Genomic DNA, 19,702 nt, shown 5'->3' with positions numbered 1-19,702 from the left:
GGGTTTCATGCTAGCGTCCTCAATCACCAGCGATCCGATGAGGGATTGCTCACAGCGAATGGACAAAGATGTTCCGATGGAAGACGACCGCAGCCGTCGCGGTCACCGCTGCTGCACTCGTGCTCACCGGATGCTCCGGTAGCACCTCCGGCTCTGACAGCGGCTCCGGTGGCACCCTGATCCTGGGTGCGATCACTCCCCCCACCACGTTCGACCCGGCCGGCTCCGAGTGGGGCAACCGCTCGCCCTTCTACCAGGCCGTCTTCGACACCCTGCTCGTCGCCACCGCCGACGGTGAGATCGTCCCGTCGCTCGCGACCTCCTACGAGTACAACGACGACAACACCGTCCTGACGCTCAAGATCCGCGACGACGTCACCTTCACCGACAAGTCGAAGCTCACCGCCGACGTCGTCAAGCAGAACCTCGAGCGGTTCAAGACCGGCACCTCCCCCGACGCCGGCTACTTCGCGGGCGTCGCCTCCGTCGAGGCGCCCGACGACACCACCGTCGTCATCACCCTGAGTGCACCCGACCCGGCCATGCTCAACTACCTCACCCGCGACCCCGGCCTGATCGCCAGCGCCGAGTCGTTCGACAGCCCCGACCTCGCCACCAACCCGGTCGGCTCCGGGCCGTACGTGCTCGACACGGCCGCGACCGTCACCGGCACGAGCTACAGCTACACCGCGAACCCCGACTACTGGAACAAGGACTGGCAGCACTACGACAAGCTGACCATCAACGTCCTGCAGGACGCGACCGCCGGCCTCAACGCCGTCAAGTCGGGCGAGGTCAACGGCATCAAGCTCGCCAACAACGACAACCTCGCCGAGGTCGAGGGCGCCGGCTGGACCGTCAACGCCAACGAGCTCGACTTCCAGGGCATGCTGCTCCTCGACCGCGCCGGCACGATGAACCCGGCGATCGCCGACGTCCGCGTCCGCCAGGCCATCAACTACGCGTTCGACCGCCCGGCCCTGCTCAAGGCGCTGCAGAACGACAACGGCACGGTCACGGGTCAGGTCTTCCCGGAGAACTCCCCCGCCTACGACAAGTCGCTCGACGACCGCTACGGCTACGACCCCGAGAAGGCCAAGGAGCTGCTCGCCGAGGCGGGTTACGCCGACGGCCTGACGCTCTCGATGCCGTCCTCCACGGTGCTCGGCGCCACTACCTACACGCTGATCTCGCAGCAGCTGGCCGACGTCGGGATCACCGCCGAGTACACGGACCCGGGCAACAACTTCATCGCCGACCTCCTGGCCCCGAAGTTCCCCGTCTCCTTCATGGCGCTGGAGCAGAACCCGGACTGGCAGCTCATCCAGTTCATGATCGCCCCGAACGCCGTCTTCAACCCCTTCAAGTACGACGACCCGAAGGTCGACGAGTACATCAAGCAGATCCAGTACGGCGATGAGGCGACGCAGGGCAAGGTCGCCAAGGAACTCAACGCCTACATCGTCGAGCAGGCCTGGTTCGCCCCCTTCTACCGGGTGCAGGGCAGCTTCGCAACGGACGCCAACACGACCGTCAAGATGATCCCGACGAACGCGTACCCGTCCATCTACGACATCCAGCCGAAGTAGTCCGCTGATCCCGGAGCCTGTCGAGGGTTACGCCCTTCGACAGGCTCGGGGACCGGGACCGACCGGTCGCACGTGTCGTATCGATTCCGGCCCGTCCGAGTGCCCAGCGCTCGGACGGGCCGGCCCCAACACCCCTCACTCACCCACTTCCTGGAGTGACCCATGCTCGGATTCATCCTCAGACGCCTGGTGTCCGGCGTCGTCCTCATCTTCGTGATCTCCGTGATCGCGTACTCCCTCCTCTACCTCGGCGGCGGCGACATCGCCCGCCGGATCCTCGGCCAGAGCGCCACCACCGAGACCGTCGCGAAGAAGGCCGCCGAACTCGGCCTCGACCGCCCGCTTCCGGTGCAGTACCTCGACTGGATCACCTCCGCCTTCCAGGGCGACCTCGGCCGCTCGTGGTTCACCGGCCAGCTCGTCTCCTCCGGCGTCACCGGCCGCCTCGCAGTCACCCTCTCGATCGTGCTCGGCGCGACCATCATCGCCGCGATCGTGTCCGTCATCCTCGGTGTCCTCGCCGCCCGTCGCGGTGGATGGATCGACAACGTCGTCCAGTTCATCTCCGTCATCGGCTTCGCCATCCCCAGCTTCCTCATCGCGCTCGTGCTCGTCATCACCTTCGCGATCAACCTGCGCCTGTTCAAAGCCACCGGGTACATCCCGATCACCACGTCCTTCTCCGGCTGGGTCGCCTCGGTGACATTGCCGATCATCGCCCTCGCGATCGGCGCCATCGCGACGGTCTCGCAGCAGGTCCGCGGTTCCGTCGTCGACGCGATGTCGAAGGACTACGTCCGGACGCTCCGCAGTCGCGGGCTCGGCACGGGCCGCGTCATCTACAAGCACGTGCTGCGGAACGCCGGCGGCCCGGCCCTCGCCGTCCTCGCCGTGCAGTTCATCGGCCTCCTCGGCGGCGCCGTCATCATCGAGCAGATCTTCGCCCTGCCTGGCATCGGTCAGCTCGCCGTGCAGGCCACGACCCAGGGCGACATCCCCATCGTCATGGGGGTCGTCATCGCGACGGCCATCATCGTCGTCGTCGTCAACCTGCTCATCGACCTCGCGCAGGCTGCGCTCAACCCGAAGGTGCGACTGTCATGACCGCCATCGAAACCCCGCTCACCGTCCCGACCCCGCAGGTCCGCGTCAACCTCCTGCGTCGGCTCCTCAAGCGCCCGATCGGCGCCGCGTCCCTCGTGTTCCTCGTGCTCATCGGGGTCGTCGCGATCCTCGGACCGCTCATCGCCCCGCAGGACCCGAACCTCGCTTCCCTGCAGCAGGTCCTGGCGCCACCGAGCGCCGACCACCTCCTCGGAGCGGACAGCGCCGGGCGCGACGTGTTCTCCCGTCTGCTCGCCGCCACCCAGATCAGCGTCGCCGCAGCGCTCCTCGCCCTCGTCGTCGCGATCGTCATCGGGGTCGTCGCCGGACTGATCGCCGGGTACTACCAGGGCTGGTTCGACTCCGTGTCGTCCTGGTTCACGGGCCTGATCATGGCGCTGCCCGGCATCGTCGTCCTGCTCGCCGCCCGCGCCGTCCTCGGCCCGTCGGTCTGGATCTCGATGGCGATCTTCGGCATCCTGCTCTCGCCCTCCTACTTCCGACTCGTCTACGCGGCGGTCACGGCCGTGCGATCGGAGCTCTACGTGGACGCCGCCCGGGTCTCGGGTCTCAGCGACCCGCGCATCATCGGCAAGCACATCCTCTCCGTCGTCCGCGCACCGATCATCATCCAGTCGGCGATCATCGCGGGCATCGCCATCGCGATCCAGTCCGGCCTCGAGTTCCTCGGTCTCGGCGACCTGTCGGTGCCGACCTGGGGGTCGATGCTCAACGACGGCTTCACGAACATCTACAAGGCACCTATCCTCATGGTCTGGCCGTCGCTCGCGATCGCGCTCACCTGCATCGCGCTCACCCTGCTCGCCAACGCGATGCGCGACGAGCTCGAGCGCACCGTGTCCGTCCGTCGGCGCCGTCGCAAGATCGTGACGACATCGAAGACGGGCTCGAACACCATCGTCACGCAGTCGATCAGCACCTCCGGGATCAGCGAGGACGAGATCGTCGGCGTCCCGCCCATCCGCCACGACGACGACGCCCGCGCCGCCGTCCGTGCCGAGGAGCTCGTCCTCAGCGTCCGCGACCTCCGCGTCGGCTACGACCAGGAGGGCGGCCGGGTCACCGAGGTCGTCCACGGCGTCGACCTCGACATCCGCAAGGGCGAGGTCCACGGCCTCATCGGTGAGTCCGGCTCGGGCAAGACCCAGACCGCATGGGGTGTCCTCGGGCTCCTACCGCGCGGCGGGCGGGTCACCGACGGCACGATCCGCTACGAGGGCACCCGGCTCGACACCCTCGGGGAGCGCGAGTACACGGCGATCCGCGGCAAGCGCATCGGCTACATCCCGCAGGAGCCGATGTCGAACCTCGACCCGGCGTTCACGATCGGCAGCCAGCTCGTCGAACCCCTGCGCGTCACCCTCGGCCTGAGTAAGAAGGAGGCGACGGACAAGGCACTCGCCCTGCTCGAGCGGGTCGGCATCCCGAACCCCAAGCGCACCTTCGCCGCGTTCCCGCACGAGGTCTCGGGCGGTATGGCGCAGCGTGTGCTCATCGCTGGCGCCGTCTCCACGGACCCGGACATCATCATCGCCGACGAGCCCACCACCGCCCTCGATGTGACCGTGCAGGCGGAGGTCCTCGACCTGCTGCGCGACCTCCAGGCGGAGCGCCACATGGCGATGCTCCTCGTGACGCACAACTTCGGTGTGGTCGCCGACCTCTGCGACCGGGTCTCGGTCATGCAGAACGGCCTCATCGTGGAGACCGGGCCGGTGCGCTCGATCTTCAACCACGCACAGCACCCGTACACGCAGTCGCTGCTCGGCGCGATCCTCGACGAGGGTCCCGCCCGACCGGCACTCGCGACGAACCTGACAGGAGAGACCCGATGACGTCGTCACTGCTCGAGGTGAAGGACCTCGAAGTCGAGTACCCGGGCAAGGGGTTCCGTGCCCAGTCGTTCAAGGCGCTCAAGGGCGTGTCGATCGACATCAAGCCCGGTGAGACCGTCGGTCTCGTCGGCGAGTCCGGCTCCGGCAAGACCACGCTCGGTCGCGCCGTGCTGGGCCTCGCCCCGGTCACCGGCGGCAGCATCCGCTACCGCGACCAGGAGATCGGGCATTTGAAGCGCAAGGAGCGCCGGGCACTGAGCTCGGAGATCCAGGTCGTGTTCCAGGACCCGTACTCCTCGCTCAACCCCTCGCTCACGATCGAGCAGATCCTCACCGAGCCGCTCACCGTCCGCGGTGTCTCCGGTGCCGACGCCCGCAAGCGCGTCGGATCCCTGCTCGACCAGGTGCAGCTGCCGACCGGCGCGGCCTCACGGCTCCCCCGGGAGTTCTCGGGCGGCCAGCGGCAGCGCATCGCGATCGCCCGGGCGCTCGCCCTCGATCCGAAGCTCATCGTGTGTGACGAGCCGGTGTCGGCCCTCGACCTGTCGACGCAGGCGCGGGTCCTCGACCTCTTCATCGACATCCAGGAGCAGACGGGCGTCGCCTACCTGTTCATCTCGCACGACCTCGCAGTCGTCCGGCACATCAGCCACCGCGTGGCGGTCATGTACCACGGCGAGATCGTCGAGTCCGGCGACGGCGACCAGGTGACGGCGCACCCGGCCCACCCCTACACGCAGCGCCTGTTCATGGCGGCACCGATCCCCGACCCGGACCGCCAGGAGGACCGCCGGGTGGAGCGACGCCGCCTCATCGACGAGCAGCGTGCGGCGGAGTCCGCCGCCTGATCCGTCCGGATCACCACGACCGCCCGGTCGGCCGGGGCCAGGAACCTGGCCGGCCGGGCGCACCACCGGTCCCCGAGACCCACATCCGGTCCCTGAGACCCACCATCCGGTCCCTGAGCTTGTCGAAGGGCCCACAACCGGTCCCCGAGACCCACCATCCGGTCCCTGAGCTTGTCGAAGGGCCACCCCAGAACGGACCCACATCGCATGACCATCACCACTCCCCGGCACGCCGCCGCCACGAAGTCCGTCGACACCGCGGCGATCGACGCCCTCATCGCCCGGCTCGACCTCGAGGAGAAGGTCGCGCTCATCTCCGGCGCCGACTTCTGGACCACGGTGCCGCTCGAGAAGATCGGCCTGCGCGCCATGGTCCTGTCCGACGGGCCGGCCGGCGTCCGCGGTCCGCTGTGGGACGAGCGCTCGCCGTCGATCAACCTCCCGTCAGCGACCGCGCTGGCGTCCTCGTGGGATCCGTCGCTCGCCTACCGATACGGCGCCGTCGCCGCGGCCGAGGCCCGCCGAAAGGGCGTCGACGTCGTCCTCGGCCCGACCATCAACCTCCACCGCTCCCCGCTCGGCGGGCGGCACTTCGAGGCGTTCAGCGAGGACCCGGAACTCACCGGATCGCTCGCGGCCGCCTACGTCAGCGGCCTGCAGGACAACGGCGTCGCCGCGACCCCGAAGCACTACGTCGCCAACGACTCCGAGACCGACCGCTTCACGGTCGACGTGCGCGCGAGCGAGCGTGCCCTCCGCGAGCTCTACCTCGCGCCGTTCGAGCGCACGGTGACCGAAGCCGGCACCTGGGCGATCATGAGCGCCTACAACTCCGTCGACGGCGTCACGATGAGCGAGAACGACCTCCTGGAGACGCCGCTCAACTCGGAGTGGGGCTTCGACGGCGTCGTCGTCAGCGACTGGACCGGCGTCCGCAGCCTCGGCTCGGCACCGGCGTCGCAGGACCTCGCCATGCCCGGCCCTGCTCCCGCATGGAGCGCGGCCCTCGTCGAGGCCGTCCGCGACGGCCGCGTCGCCGAAGCCGACGTCGACCGCAAGGTCGCCCGGCTCCTCGCGCTCGCGGTCCGCGTCGGTGCCCTCGGCGAAGAAGCACTGGCGCCCGCTCCGGTCGACGGGGTCGCCTTCTCCCGCGAGGCCGAGACTGAGGGCATCGTGCTGCTCGACAACGACGGCACGCTCCCCCTCGACGCGGCCTCGCTCACCCGCGTCGCCGTCATCGGGCACAACGCCCGCGACTCGCGCACCCAGGGCGGCGGCAGTGCGACGGTCCTCCCCGAGCACACCGTCAGCCCACTCGAGGGACTCCGACTCGCGCTCCCCGAGGCGACGATCGACTACGCCGTCGGCGCGATCGTGCAGGAGGGCGTCGCCGAGCTTCCGCTCGAGCGCCTCACCAACCCGCGCACGGGTGACCCCGGTCTCGTCGCCACGTTCCTGGATGCCGACGGCGCGGAACTCTTCACCGAGGACCGCCGGTCCACCGCGCTCGTCTGGTTCGGCGGCGACGCCCCGGTCACCACGGCGTCGCAGCTCGTGCTCACCACCACGTACACGCCGGAGGCCACCGAGCAACTGCGACTCGGTTTCGCCACGGGGCTCCACGGCCGACTCTTCGTCGACGGCGTCCTCCTCGTCGACGAGCAACCCGTGGTCGTCGGGAACGACCTCGGCGCGGCGCTGCTCGCCCCGCCGTCGGCGACCGGGGCGTTCGCCGCCCAGGCCGACGTCGCCGTCGAACTCCGTGCGGAGTTCGACCTCTCCCCGAGCGAGAACGGTCTCGGCGCGATCAGCGTCACCGTCGGTCGCGCTCCCGACGACTCCGACCCCGACGCCCTCATCGCCCAGGCGGTCGAGGCGGCCCGCGCGGCCGATGTCGCCGTCGTGGTCGTCGGCACGAACTCGAAGGTCGAGTCGGAGGGCTGGGACCGCAGCGACCTCACCCTCCCCGGCCGTCAGGACGAGCTCGTCCGGGCTGTCGCCGCCGTGAACCCGCGCACCGTCGTGATCGTCAACTCCGGCGCCCCGGTCCTGCTCCCCTGGAGCGACGAGGTCGCCGCCGTGCTCCTCGGCTGGTTCGGCGGACAGGAGATGGGCAACGCCCTGGCCGACGTGCTGCTCGGGGTCGCCGAACCCGGTGGTCGCCTGAGCACCACCTGGGCTGGGGCGCTCGACGACGTCCCGGTGCTCGACGTCACCCCGGTGGGCGGCGTGCTCCGCTACGAGGAGGGCATCCACATCGGGTACCGCGTGTGGCTCCGCTCGGGTGCCACGCCCGCCTACTGGTTCGGCCACGGGCTCGGGTACACGAGCTGGTCCATCGACGGTGGCGAGGTCTCGGGTGACGTCGCCTCCGGTGACGCCCGCGTCTCCGGGACCGCGACGAACACCGGCGACCGCGCCGGCAAGCACGTCGTCCAGGTGTACGCGGAGCGACCGGACTCCTCGGTCGACCGCCCCGTACGCTGGCTCGTCGGATCGGCCGTCGTCCGCGCGGGCGCCGGCGAGTCGGTCGCCTGGGAGGTCGCGCTGCCGGCCCGGGTCTTCGCCCACTGGGCGGACGGCTGGCAGGTCGAGCCAGGCGATGTCACCCTCCGGATCGGATCGTCCGTCGTCGACCTCGTGGACGAGCACGTCGTCACCATCGCAGCCGGGACCTCCCGATGACCGCGCACGTCGCGCGGATCGGCCGACTGCGGGCGGAGACCCGTGACGACAGCCCCGCGGTTGCGACGCCGACGCCTCGGTTGAGCTGGACCGTCGAGACCGCTGGCTCCGACTGGGTGCAGGCCTGGGCCGAGCTCCGGGACGGCAGTGGTGCCACGGCACGTGTCGAGGGCCGCGACTCCGTCCTCGTCTCCTGGCCGTTCCCACCACTCGGCCCAGACGAGGTGCGCACCGTCGAGGTCCGTGCCGCGTCGACTGCTGGGGAGGAGACACCCTGGAGCGAGCCGACCGTCGTCGAGGCCGCGTTCCTGGCCGACGGAGCCTGGACCGCCCGCTTCATCGGTCTCGCAGCGCCCGAGCGTCCTGCGCAACCGATCCGGGTGCGCCGCACCTTCACGGTCGGCGGGCCCGTCCGTCGCGCCCGGCTGTTCTGGACCGCGCTCGGTGCCGCCGAACCGCAGCTGAACGGGATGCCCGCCTCGGAAGACGTCCTCTCCCCCGGCTGGGCCGCCTACGGCGACCGCCTCGTGCACGAGACCGTCGACGTCACCGCGCTCGTCGAGCCGGGTGAGAACGTCATCGCCGCGACCGTCGCCGGCGCCTGGTACACCGAGCGGTACGGGTTCTTCCAGTTCGCCGAGCGGATCTACGGCGACCAGCCACGCTTCGCCGCCCAGCTGCAGCTCGACTACCTCGACGGGACGACGGAGACGCTCGTCACCGATGCGAGCTGGTCGGCGGCAGACGGTGCCGAGCTCGTCGACAGCGGCATCTACGCCGGCGAGGCGATCGACACCACCCTGGCCGAACCCGGCTGGTCGACGACGGCGTTCGACGCGTCCACCTGGGCCCCGGCCCTCGTCGACGACGCTGCGCACCCGGTGCCGGAGGCCCGGATCGCCGCGCCCGTCCGCCGCATCGAGGAGCGCGCGGTCGCGGAGGTGCTCACCTCGCCGTCGGGCGCGACCATCCTCGACTTCGGCCAGAACCTCGTCGGCCGCCTCCGGCTCACCGTCGCCGGCCCGCGGGGCACGACGCTCACGCTCCGGCACGCCGAGGTCCTCGACGAGGGCGAACTCGCCCTGCGTCCCCTCCGCAACGCCGCAGCCACCGACCACGTCACGCTCTCGGGCGACGGCGAACAGACGATCGAGCCGCGCTTCACCTTCCACGGCTTCCGCTACGCGCAGATCGACGGCTGGCCGGGCGCATTCGACCCGGCGTCGGTCACCGCCGTCGTCCTCCACAGCGACCTCACGCGCACGGGTTGGTTCTCCTCCTCGCACGAGCTGCTCGACCGCCTCCACGAGAACGTCGTCTGGGGCATGCGCGGCAACTTCCTGAGCATCCCGACCGACTGCCCGCAGCGCGACGAACGGCTCGGCTGGACGGGTGACCTGCAGGTCTTCGCCCCGACCGCGAGCTTCCTCTACGACAGCTCCGCCTTCCTCGACTCCTGGCTGCGCGACCTCGCGCTCGAGCAGGGACACCAGGACGGTGTCGTCCCCATGGTGGTCCCGGCCGCGCTGTCCGGATTCGCCGGTGGCGGCCCGACCGCGGCCTGGGGCGACGCCGCGACCGTCGTGCCGTGGGTGCTCCACGAGCGCTACGGCGACCTCGGGATCCTGCGCGAGCAGTACCCGTCGATGCGCTCCTGGGTGGAGGCCGTCCTCCGGGTGAGCACCGACGGTCTCTGGTCGAACACCTTCCAGCTCGGCGACTGGCTCGACCCGAGCGCGCCGCCGGACCAGCCGGCGAAGGCCAGGGTCGACTCGGACATCGTCGCGAGCGCCTATCACGCGCGATCCCTCCGGATCCTCGCCGACACCGCCGAGCTCCTCGGGGAGACGGCGGACGCCGAGCGGTACGGCGACTTGGCCGAGCGGAGTCGGGCGGCCTTCACCGCCGAGTACGTGACGCCCGCCGGCCGGATGATGTCCGACGCGCCGACCGCCTACGCCCTCGCCCTGCGGTTCGACCTCGTCGACGACCCCGCCCTGCGGCAACGCCTCGCGGACCGCCTCGCCGACCTCGTGCGCGCCGACGGCTACCGCATCGGCACCGGTTTCGTGGGGACGCCGCTCATCACCGACGCACTCGCCGACGGCGGACACCTCCGCGCGGCCGGCCGCCTCATGCTCCAGACCGAGAACCCGTCCTGGCTCTCGCCCGTCACCAAGGGCGCGACCACGATCTGGGAGCGTTGGGACAGCCTGCTCGAGGACGGCTCGGTCAACCCGGGCGAGATGACCTCGTTCAACCACTACGCGCTCGGCGCCGTCGCCGACTGGCTGCACCGTACCGTGGCCGGACTCGCCCCCGCGGCTCCCGGCTACCGCGAACTCCGGATCGCACCGCGGCCGATCGACGGACTCGACCACGCCGAGGCCCGACATGTCACGCCCTACGGCGAGGCATCGGTGGCGTGGCGGCGCGACGGGTCGTCCCTCCGGGTGTCGGCGGTCGTGCCGCCGAACACGACGGCGACGGTCGCACTGCCGGGTGCCGCGGAGGAGACGGTCGGGTCCGGTCGCCACGACTGGACGATCGAGGCCACGGACGCCGGCTCGAGTGCCGATGACGACATCACGCTCGGCCTCGACTCGCCGCTCTCCGAGATCATCGACCGACCTGCCGCGTACGACGCCCTCCTCAGCTCGGTGGGTGCCCACGATCAGGCCAAGGCCGACGACATCCGCCGCGGCACCCAGTGGAGTCGGGGTCGGACCGTCCGTCAGCTCCTCATGTTCACGCCGCCGTCGATGCTCGACGAGGTGGACGCGGCGCTGGCCGCAGCCACTCCGGCACCAGGAGTTGCGCGATAACCCCCACTCGACTGTTCCACGTGCAACACTCGCACCGCCTGCACCAGTAGCACCCGCCGCCGACCCGCTCGGCTGATCACAGGAGATCCATGTTCGACCGCAGTTCCGCCTTCGGAGACGTCATCGAGAGCCCCGCGGGTCGCACCGTCCTCGAGCAGTTCCTGCCCGGCATCGCCGCCTCGCCGATGGCCAAGCAGTTCCGCAGCATCCGTCTCGGGCAGCTGTCGGCGATCGTGCCGGAACTGCAAGACGACGCGGCGAAGGATCGTCTCTGGGCGGCGCTCGCACAGGTCGACGACGGTCCCGACGCCCGCGCACCCTACGGCGCCGCGATCGAGCCCGCTCCCGACTACGAGGGAGAGGACGTCCCGCGCGGCTCGGCGACCCTGACGGTTCCCGGCGACGTCCCGCAGTACGGCGTCGTGGAGATCCGGATGGACGGGCCGTCGCACGGCAACCCCTTCGTCGACGTCGAGCTGAGCGCGACCTTCACAAACGGTGCACGCGAGCTCACCGTCGGCGGGTTCTACGACGGCGACGGCCGGTACCTGGTGCGGCTGCTCGCCGAGGAGCAGGGCGAGTGGTCGTTCACCACGAGCTCGACCGCCCGATCACTCGACGGCGTCGCCGGCGCGTTCACCGTGTCGGCCGCGGCGACGGGCAGCCACGGACCGGTGCGCGTCGACGGCTTCCACTTCGCCCACGCCGACGGCACCCGCCATCGCCCGCTCGGCACGACCGCCTACGCCTGGACGCACCAGCCCGAGGAGCTGCAAGAAGAGACCCTCCGCGCCCTCGAAGCCGCGCCGTTCACGAAGATCCGCATGTGCGTGTTCCCGAAGTCGTACCTCTACAACGCGAACGAGCCGGAGACGTTCCCCTTCGTCGGCTCGCTCGCCGAAGGGTTCGACCACGAGCGCTTCGACCCGGCGTACTGGGCGAACCTCGAGCGGCGCATCACCCAGCTCGGCGCGCTCGGCATCGAAGCGGACCTCATCCTCTTCCACGCCTACGACCGCTGGGGCTTCGCGGACCTCGGTCCGGCCGTCGACGAACGGTACCTCCGCTACGTCGTCCGCCGGCTGGCCGCGTTCGCGAACGTGTGGTGGTCGATGGCGAACGAGTACGACCTGCTCTGGGCGAAGACGAACGACGACTGGGAGCGTCTCGCGGCGGTCGTCGGCGCGGAGGACCCGCACGGCCACCTCAACTCCATCCACAACTGCCAGGGGTTCTACGACTACACGAAGCCCTGGATCACGCACTGCAGCGTGCAGCGCGTCGACGTCTACCGGACCGCGGAGAACACCGACGCCTGGCGCGAGCAGTGGGGCAAGCCGATCGTCATCGACGAGTGCGCCTACGAGGGCGACATCGACCAGGGCTGGGGCAACATCACCGGCGAGGAGATGGTGCGACGGTTCTGGGAGGGTGCGATCCGCGGCGGCTACGTCGGCCACGGCGAGACCTACCTCAACGACCGGGAGGAGCTGTTCTGGTCGAAGGGCGGGCCGCTCATCGGTTCGAGTCCCGACCGCATCGCGTTCCTGGAGCGCATCTCGGCGGAGTCCCCGACGGGTGTCCTCGACCCGCTGCCCGGCGACTGGGACGTGCCGTGGGGCGGAGTCTCCGGCCGCTACGTCATCGGCTACTTCGGCTTCAACCGGCCGCGGTTCCGCAACGTCTTCCTCCCCGAGGGCGAGTTCCACGTCGACGTGCTCGACACCTGGAACATGACGGTCGAGACCCTCCCCGGCACGTACACCGGTACGGTCCGGGTCGACCTGCCCGGTCGCCAGTTCATGGCGGTCCGCCTCCGCCTCGTGGAGTAGCCGCCCCCGGCCGCCGGGCCCGGCTTGTCCGGTCACCGGGCCCACCCTTCCCGGGCACTGAGCCTGTCGAAGTGCCGAGCAACCTTCCCCGCTCGCTGGCCCACCGGCCACCGGTCACTGGGCCCACCCTCCCCCGGTCACTGAGCCTGTCGAAGTGCCGAGCAACCCTCCCCGCTGACTGGGCCCATCCGCCACCGGTCACTGGGCCCACCGCCACCGGTCACTGGGCCACCCTCCCCGGTCACTGAGCCTGTCGAAGTGCCGAGCAACCCTCCCCCGCAACCCCGTCTCCACACCGTTGACACGTTTGTTCGGACCCTTTACAGTTGTCGGGCATTGACGCAACCTCCGTTGCAACATGCGCAATCGCCCGACGACTGGAGAGCGGCCCATGGATCACGGCACCGGCACCATCCTCCCGGGCGGCGTCCTCCGCGGCACCGCCCTCACCGCCCTGCTGCCCACCTGGGTGACGGGCGGTGGCGGCGACGCCGTCATCGACCGTCTCCGGGACGACGGCATCGTCGACGAACTCGAACGCGCCTTCGCCGAGCCGCCGTTCGACGAGCGCGTCGACTGGTCCGCTGTGCGCATTGCGCAGGTGTCACACCCCGACCTCCGCGAGCTCGTCGGCCGCAGCATCGCCGAGCTCGCCGCCGAGGCCGGCCAGTCGCCGCTCACCGTCGTCTCGGATACGCTGATCGCCGACCGGCTCACCACCCTCGTCGACCGCCCGTCCTGACCTCCACCATCCGGGACCGTTCTCAGGAGTCCTCCGGCGTGTCACCGGGTTCCCGGCCAGCCGCGCCGCAGAGGTCCTGAGAACGGCCCATCAGCACTCGAGGAGAGAACCACCGATGCTTCCACTGCCCGTGTCCATCCAGCAGCACGACGGCGCCTTCACGCTGAGCGAGACGACCGGGCTCGGCGGTGACCGCCGCTTCTCGGCCGCGACCCGCTGGTTGCGCGGGGTGCTGCAGACGTCGACCGGGTTCGACCTCGACGCACGGATCGACCTGCGGACCGACAGCATCGCGTTCATCCACGACGACACCGTCGCGGCCGGCGGCTACCGGCTCGTGGTCGACGCGGACGGTGTGCGCATCGTCGCCGCCGACGCCTCCGGCGCGTTCTCCGGCGCGGTGACCCTGACCCAGCTCCTCCCCCCTGCGGTCAACCGCCGTGCGCTCGTCCCCGGCGTCGACTGGACCGTCCCGGCGACGACCATCGACGACGCCCCGCGCTTCGGGTGGCGCGGCGTCATGCTCGACGTGGCCAGGCACTTCCTCCCCACGTCCGACGTGCTGCGGTTCATCGACCTCGCCGCGCGCCACAAGCTCAACGTCCTCCATTTCCACCTCACCGACGACCAGGGCTGGCGGATCCAGATCGACGCGTTCCCGAAGCTGACCGAGGTCGGCGGGTGGCGGACCGAGAGCCAGCACGGTGCAGCACGGCACGCTCCCGGCGACGGCCGCCCGCACGGCGGCTTCTACACCAAGGACGACCTGCGCGAGATCGTCGCCTACGCCGCTGAGCGGTCCATCACGGTCGTCCCCGAGATCGACCTGCCCGGTCATGCGCGAGCGATCATCGCCGCTTACCCGGAGCTGGGCGTGCCGGATGTGGCGCAGGACGCGGACGAGCCGTCGGTGTGGACGCGGTGGGGCATCAACGAGGCGATCCTCGACATGGGCGAGGAGACGGTCGCGTTCTTCCGCACCGTGTTCGACGAGGTCATGGAGCTCTTCCCATCGACCTTCATCGGCGTCGGTGGCGACGAGGCGAAGAAGACCCGCTGGGCAGCGAGCGCTCGAACGCAAGCCCTCATGTCCGAGCGCGGGCTCGACTCCGTCGAAGCGCTGCAGGCGTGGTTCATCCGCCAGCTCGAGGCGCACCTGTCCGCCGCCGGCCGACGCCTGTACGGCTGGGACGAGATCCTCGAGGGCGGCGGATTGCCGAAGGACGCGACCGTCGCTTCATGGCGCGGCGAGTTCGGTGCGGTCGTCGCCGCACGCCAGGGGTACGACGTCATCGCCTGCCCGGACGACCGCGTCTACCTCGACTACCGCGAGTCGGAGCTGCCGGGTGAGCCGATCCCGGTCGGGCCACCGCTGACCGTCGCGGAGGTGTACACCTTCGAGCCGGTGCCGGCTGAGCTGACGGAAGCGCAGGCCGAGCACATCATCGGGGTGCAGGCGAACATCTGGACCGAGCACATGGACTCAGCCCGCGTCATCGACTACCAGGCATACCCGCGGCTGTGCGCCCTCGCCGAGGTCGCCTGGGTCGGCCGCGAGCGCGACCTCGCGGGCTTCGAGGCGCGGCTGCAGCAGCACCTCGCCCGCCTCGACGCCCTCGGGGTCGAGTACCGCCGCGCTTCGGGACCGTTCCCGTGGCAGGAGCGTCCCGACGCCGAGGGTCGGCCGTCCACCCGCGAGCAGCGGGCCGCCCTCGTGGAGCAGCTCACGAAGGACATCCGCGCCTGACGCCGGCCGGCGGGCCGTGGACTTGCCGCCGGTCACCGAGCTACACCCAGTCCCTGAGCCTGTCGAAGGGCGGCCTCCTCAGGTGACGAGCGCGTACTCGGTCCCCGAGCGCGTGCGTTCGACGAGCTGCGCGTCGACGAGGTATCGCCGGAGCACCGCGACGTCGTCGTGGAACGCGGATAACCGCTCGTTGATCTCGGCTTCGTCGACCACCTCGCCCAGCTGGAGCGCTGATGCCGCGACGCGCTGCAACAGCGCCTGCCGCTCGTCCGGATTCGACGGGTACTGCACGATCCGACCGTCGACCAGGAAGCGGTCGATCCCTTCGCGCTTCGGCGGTGCGGCGGCCGCGAGGAGGTCCCGGAACGCCCTGCCCGAAGTGCGTCCGTCAACATCCAGCAGGCCCACCCGAGACAATGCCTGAACGCTCTGCTCGGCTCGCCGCACAGCACGCTGGGTGGCGCCGAGGTCGGGCTCCTGCCCGAGGACGAGTTGCGCGTACACCGTCCGGGCGTCGTCGTTCGCGAGGGCGGCGGCCACTGCACGCCAGTCCGTCGTCGTCCGTTCCTCGTCCGACATGGCCCCTCCTCCTGCGGTCTACGACATCGTCCTCAACGGTACCCGCGCCGACCGGATCAGCCGATCACCCGTCCTGTCGCTGCGAGGCCGGGACGATGACGACGCTGCAGAGGCGGGTGCCCACCACCGACCACCGGCCGGCGAAGGCCCGCGGCATGGTCGAACACTCTGTCGGGCCGGCCGGCGCGACGACCCGCGCATCGAACGACCCACGATCCGGGTGGATCACCACCTCGCACGCCGTGTAGTCGACCCACCGGCCGGTGAGCGGGTACCACGCCTTGAAGACGCTCTCCTTGACGCTCCACAGCACGGCGCTCCACGCGACGGCCGGATGGCTCGAGGCGAGCCGCGTGAGCATGGACGCCTCACTCCCGCAGACGATCGTCGCCGCGACGGCGGGACGGACGGGCCGGTGCACCTCGACGTCGATCCCGATGGCACTCGCGACACCGACGCGACCGACGGCTGCGATCGTGAAACCGGGGCAGTGCGAGAGACTCCCGACGAAGCCGGTCGGCCAGACCGGTTGCCCGCCCTCCCCCGTCGGGATGTCCGCGGAGCGCTGGCCGAGCGTCGCGAGTGCCGCCCTGGCGCAGTCGCGCGCCGAGCGGGATTCGGTGCTCCGAAGAGCCTGAGTCGGACGGTCCCCGAACGGCCCGGGTGCGGTGCCGACGGACGCCGAGACGACGACGCCCGACGGCACCTGCATCCGGAGAGCGTCGACGACCGCGGCTGCGGATTCAACCACCCGACCGACGCGGGGACGCCACGCGCGCCGCGGGTTCGGAGGCGGGGATGCCGACCCGGAACCAGGCGACGAGCTGCTCGTCCCGGGCGATTTGCCAGCGTTCCTCGAGCATGGCTCTGGTCTCCGGACAGTCGAGCGGCGCGCTCTGGGGATGCACGTACAGGCCGTGGCGCTGGAAGCCGAGCCAGAGCCGGGTGAGCAGTCGCCCAGCGGCGAGTTCCTGTGGAGCCTCGGTGGGACTGACCACGCCGAGGACGGTGCCGGAGCCCTGGGTCGCGGAGGCCGACATCCTCGCCAACAACCCGGGCAGCCCGACGCCGCGAAGCGCGCGGAACACCCGCGGGCTGATCAGCGTCCGCAGGCCGGCTCGTTCGACCTTCGACAGCACGAGCATCGCGTCGTTGAGTCCGTCCTCGCCGTAGTCGGGGTGGCGCGGCGACAGGCGGGTCCACCGGTGGAGCTCGGCGACGATCGCCGCGTCGCCGAAGAACCACCGGTTGGCTCGGATGAGGAACGGACGGGCGTCCCGGGTCGGCATCGAGACGAGCCGGAACCCCGCACGCTCCGCCTCCGCAGCGGCCGCCGTGAGGACGTCGGGCGGAGGAGCGCCATCCCGCCATCGCCCTCGCCAGACGCGTCGTCCACGGACGTCCGCCGAGGAGAACGTCGTCTGGTAGCCCTCCGGGTGGCGCGAGAACCGGCCGACCTCATCGGTCTCCGCGTCACCGCCGGCGGAGGCCTCGAAGCGCAGTCCGACACCGGCCGACGCCGCACAGATGAGGAGTGACTCGACGAACGCCCCGAACGACAGCATCGTGTCGCGTCCTCGCGGATCGCTCGCGCCGAGGGTGCGAGTGCGATCCCGGCGGAGGACGAGTTCGTCGCCCTGACGGTCCACGCCCCACGGCTGCGTGTTGTGGGCGTTCGCCGCACGAGTCGCCTCGGACACGAGCGCCGAGAAGTCGTCATCGGCCGACAGGCCGCTGAACCGCGCGTCCATTCAGCCCTCCGTGATCCCGATGCGACGGTGGATCGCCGCGAGCCACCGCGGCGCCCACCAGTTGTATCGTCCGGCGACGCGCATGAAGACCGGGACGAGCACGCCGCGGATCAGGATGGCGTCGATGAGGATCGCGATACCGGTACCGATGCCGAGCATCTTGATGATCGACACCCCGGAGGTCGCCATGGCGAAGAACGACACCGCGAGGATCGCCGCAGCGGCCGTGATGATCGGGCCGCTCGCACCGAGCCCGCTCCGCACCGCCTCCGCGAGATCGCCCGTGGCACGGAACCGTTCCTGGATCCGCGCGAGGAGGAACACCTCGTAGTCCATCGAGAGCCCGAAGGCGATGCAGAACAGCAGGATCGGGATCGAGATGGCGATGGGCGACGGGGTGAAGCCGAGCACGTCCGACAGGTTGCCGTCCTGAAAGAGGAACACGATGACGCCCAGGATGCCGACCAGCCCGACCACGTTCAGCACCAGCGCCTTGATCGGGAGCAGCACGCTCCCCGTGAACAGGAAGAGGATGATCAGCGTCATGAGCGCGATGGCCGCGGCGGCGAACGGCAGACGCGCCGAGATGGAGTCACCGATGTCGATCATCTGCGCCGCGAGGCCACCGACCAGGACGGTCGAGCCGGCTCCAGGGTCCACCGCACGGACGTCGCGGACGAGCTCCGAGCCCTCGGGCGAGTACGGGACGACGTCGGTCGCGACCTGGAGCCAGAGCGCCGAACCGTCGCGGAAGTGCTGCTCCGTCCGCGCGTCGGCCGGGGCGACGAGGCGTCCGTCGACGAAGCTGCCGAGGGACGTCGTGACGGCCTCGACGCCCGCGATCGAGGAGAGTTCGGTGGCGTACTCCTCGAGCTCGCGGTCCGTCCCCGCCCAGTCCTCGGTGACGACGGAGACGGCGTCCGCCTCGGCGACGTCGAAGTCGGACCGCATGATGTCCGCCACGACACGACTCTCGGCGTCGGCGGGGAGCACTCGTTCGTCGGGCACCCCGAACTCCGCGTGCGCGAACGGCGCGGCCATGGCGATGAGCAGCGCGATCACGGGCACCGCCAACCACGGACGGCGATACGCGTGGTCGCCCACCCGGTACCAGAACCGACCCTCGGCCCCGGCCGGGCGCCGCGAGCGCAGACGGCCCCAGTCGATCCGGCGACCCAGGAGGGTGAGGGCTGCGGGCAGCAGGACGACCGCGCCCACCACGGAGCAGCCCACGATGACGAGTCCCGCGATGGCGAACGAGCGCAGGAAGTACTGGTCGAACAGCATCAGCGTGGCGAGCGCCGCGGCGACGACGACGCCGCTGAACACGATGGTCCGGCCGGTCGTCCGCCGAGCGATCCGCAACGCCTCCTCGTCGGTGGCTCCGCCCGAGCGTTCGTCCCGATAGCGGGTGAGGAACAGCAGGCAGTAGTCGATGGCGAGTCCGAGGCCCAACGCGGTGACGAGGTTGACTGCGAACAGGGAGACCGAGGTGAGCTGCGCGACCACGTTCAGCAGGCCGAGGGAACCGAGGATCGTGACGCCCGCGACGCCGACGGGCAGCAGCGCGGCCACCACACCGCGGAACGCGAAGAACAGCAGCACGAGGGTGATCGGGATGGCGATCGTCTCCGCGACGATGATGTCCGTCTTGACCTGCGCGTTCAGGTCGTCGTTGATCCCCGCGATGCCGCCGAACCGGACCGTGGCCGACGTCACCTCCTCGGTGATCGTCCCGCGGAGCGCGGTGGTCGCGCGTTGCACGGTGTCCTCGTCTCCGGCGAGCGCCACGAGCACGACGCCGCGGTCGGTGTCGCTCCGCAGCTGCTCCGAGTCGGCGTAGGAGCCGGTGACGCTGGCGCCGTCCACATCGTCAACAGCGCCGACGATGTCGTCGAGCGCCTCCCTGCCGGCGGCGCTGTCGAGTCCGTCGGAGACGTCCACGACGAGGACGAGTTTCGGGTCGCTGCCGGGGAACCGGTCGGCGAGCACGTCCGCTGCGGCCACGGAGTCGGACTGCGGGTCGTCGAACCCGCCCGTCTTGAGGTTGTCGAGGACGTCGGCCCCCGCGATGCCCGCCACGATCGCGAACACCAGGCCGATCAGGAGCGTGATCACCGCCCGTCGTCTGGGAGTCGTTCTGG

The 19,702-nt window shown here is 70.5% G+C and carries 13 protein-coding genes; 9 read left to right on the top strand and 4 right to left on the bottom strand.

Annotated features, from left to right (window positions below):
- Positions 1–68 precede the first annotated feature (68 nt).
- From GV015_RS04285 to GV015_RS04245, 9 genes are all read left to right on the top strand, one after another.
- A complete protein-coding gene (locus GV015_RS04285) occupies positions 69–1,589 on the top strand; it encodes an ABC transporter substrate-binding protein (RefSeq protein WP_085511321.1) in 1,521 nt (506 codons plus the stop codon).
- A gap of 162 nt (positions 1,590–1,751) precedes the next feature.
- Complete coding sequence (locus tag GV015_RS04280; protein WP_085511322.1) at positions 1,752–2,693, top strand: ABC transporter permease; 942 nt, start codon at positions 1,752–1,754, stop codon at positions 2,691–2,693.
- The gene (locus GV015_RS04275; RefSeq protein WP_159876814.1) at positions 2,690–4,549 is read left to right on the top strand and encodes a dipeptide/oligopeptide/nickel ABC transporter permease/ATP-binding protein; all 1,860 of its coding nucleotides are present in this window, start codon (positions 2,690–2,692) and stop codon (positions 4,547–4,549) included. The genes GV015_RS04280 and GV015_RS04275 overlap by 4 nt, the downstream gene beginning before the upstream one ends.
- The gene (locus GV015_RS04270; protein WP_064295413.1) at positions 4,546–5,397 is read left to right on the top strand and encodes an ATP-binding cassette domain-containing protein; all 852 of its coding nucleotides are present in this window, start codon (positions 4,546–4,548) and stop codon (positions 5,395–5,397) included. The genes GV015_RS04275 and GV015_RS04270 overlap by 4 nt, the downstream gene beginning before the upstream one ends.
- Before the next feature lie 207 nt (positions 5,398–5,604).
- Positions 5,605–8,082 (top strand): beta-glucosidase, encoded by a 2,478-nt coding sequence (locus tag GV015_RS04265; RefSeq protein WP_159876812.1) that lies wholly within the window; start codon positions 5,605–5,607, stop codon positions 8,080–8,082.
- Positions 8,079–10,907, top strand: coding sequence for a family 78 glycoside hydrolase catalytic domain (locus GV015_RS04260; RefSeq protein WP_159876809.1), 2,829 nt, complete (start codon positions 8,079–8,081; stop codon positions 10,905–10,907). Before GV015_RS04265 ends, GV015_RS04260 begins: the two co-directional genes overlap by 4 nt.
- Positions 10,908–10,996: 89 nt before the next feature.
- Positions 10,997–12,739: a DUF5605 domain-containing protein gene (locus tag GV015_RS04255; RefSeq protein WP_159876807.1), complete on the top strand. Its 1,743-nt coding sequence runs from the start codon at positions 10,997–10,999 to the stop codon at positions 12,737–12,739.
- 391 nt (positions 12,740–13,130) lie between these two features.
- Positions 13,131–13,481 (top strand): hypothetical protein, encoded by a 351-nt coding sequence (locus GV015_RS04250; RefSeq protein WP_159876805.1) that lies wholly within the window; start codon positions 13,131–13,133, stop codon positions 13,479–13,481.
- Between the two features lie 115 nt (positions 13,482–13,596).
- Entirely contained in the window at positions 13,597–15,228 is a 1,632-nt protein-coding gene (locus tag GV015_RS04245) for a beta-N-acetylhexosaminidase (RefSeq protein ID WP_159876803.1), read from the top strand.
- Positions 15,229–15,306: 78 nt separating this feature from the next.
- Here GV015_RS04245 and GV015_RS04240 read toward each other — a convergent pair whose 3' ends face one another.
- The 4 genes from GV015_RS04240 to GV015_RS04225 form a co-directional block, all read right to left on the bottom strand.
- Entirely contained in the window at positions 15,307–15,807 is a 501-nt protein-coding gene (locus GV015_RS04240) for a DUF2087 domain-containing protein (protein WP_159876801.1), read from the bottom strand.
- A gap of 64 nt (positions 15,808–15,871) precedes the next feature.
- Entirely contained in the window at positions 15,872–16,558 is a 687-nt protein-coding gene (locus tag GV015_RS04235) for a 4'-phosphopantetheinyl transferase (protein WP_159876799.1), read from the bottom strand.
- Positions 16,551–17,558: a hypothetical protein gene (locus GV015_RS04230; RefSeq protein ID WP_159876797.1), complete on the bottom strand. Its 1,008-nt coding sequence runs from the start codon at positions 17,556–17,558 to the stop codon at positions 16,551–16,553. Before GV015_RS04230 ends, GV015_RS04235 begins: the two co-directional genes overlap by 8 nt.
- On the bottom strand, positions 17,559–19,676 hold the full coding sequence (locus GV015_RS04225; RefSeq protein ID WP_159876795.1) for an MMPL family transporter: 2,118 nt from the start codon (positions 19,674–19,676) through the stop codon (positions 17,559–17,561).
- Positions 19,677–19,702 lie beyond the last annotated feature (26 nt).

It is taken from the genome of Plantibacter sp. T3, assembly GCF_902506515.1.
GTDB lineage: Bacteria > Actinomycetota > Actinomycetes > Actinomycetales > Microbacteriaceae > Plantibacter > Plantibacter auratus.
The sequence above is the reverse complement of the archived record's forward strand: the minus strand, read 5'-3'. Positions and strand labels throughout refer to the sequence as shown.

Excerpts from the sequence above, each read along its gene's own strand:
- GV015_RS04285 (WP_085511321.1), top strand. The coding sequence starts at position 69 with ATGTTCCGATGGAAGACGACCGCAGCCGTCGCGGTCACCGCTGCTGCA.
- GV015_RS04280 (WP_085511322.1), top strand. The coding sequence starts at position 1,752 with ATGCTCGGATTCATCCTCAGACGCCTGGTGTCCGGCGTCGTCCTCATC.
- GV015_RS04275 (WP_159876814.1), top strand. The coding sequence starts at position 2,690 with ATGACCGCCATCGAAACCCCGCTCACCGTCCCGACCCCGCAGGTCCGC.
- GV015_RS04270 (WP_064295413.1), top strand. The coding sequence starts at position 4,546 with ATGACGTCGTCACTGCTCGAGGTGAAGGACCTCGAAGTCGAGTACCCG.
- GV015_RS04265 (WP_159876812.1), top strand. The coding sequence starts at position 5,605 with ATGACCATCACCACTCCCCGGCACGCCGCCGCCACGAAGTCCGTCGAC.
- GV015_RS04260 (WP_159876809.1), top strand. The coding sequence starts at position 8,079 with ATGACCGCGCACGTCGCGCGGATCGGCCGACTGCGGGCGGAGACCCGT.
- GV015_RS04255 (WP_159876807.1), top strand. The coding sequence starts at position 10,997 with ATGTTCGACCGCAGTTCCGCCTTCGGAGACGTCATCGAGAGCCCCGCG.
- GV015_RS04250 (WP_159876805.1), top strand. The coding sequence starts at position 13,131 with ATGGATCACGGCACCGGCACCATCCTCCCGGGCGGCGTCCTCCGCGGC.
- GV015_RS04245 (WP_159876803.1), top strand. The coding sequence starts at position 13,597 with ATGCTTCCACTGCCCGTGTCCATCCAGCAGCACGACGGCGCCTTCACG.
- GV015_RS04240 (WP_159876801.1), bottom strand. The coding sequence starts at position 15,807 with ATGTCGGACGAGGAACGGACGACGACGGACTGGCGTGCAGTGGCCGCC.
- GV015_RS04230 (WP_159876797.1), bottom strand. The coding sequence starts at position 17,558 with ATGGACGCGCGGTTCAGCGGCCTGTCGGCCGATGACGACTTCTCGGCG.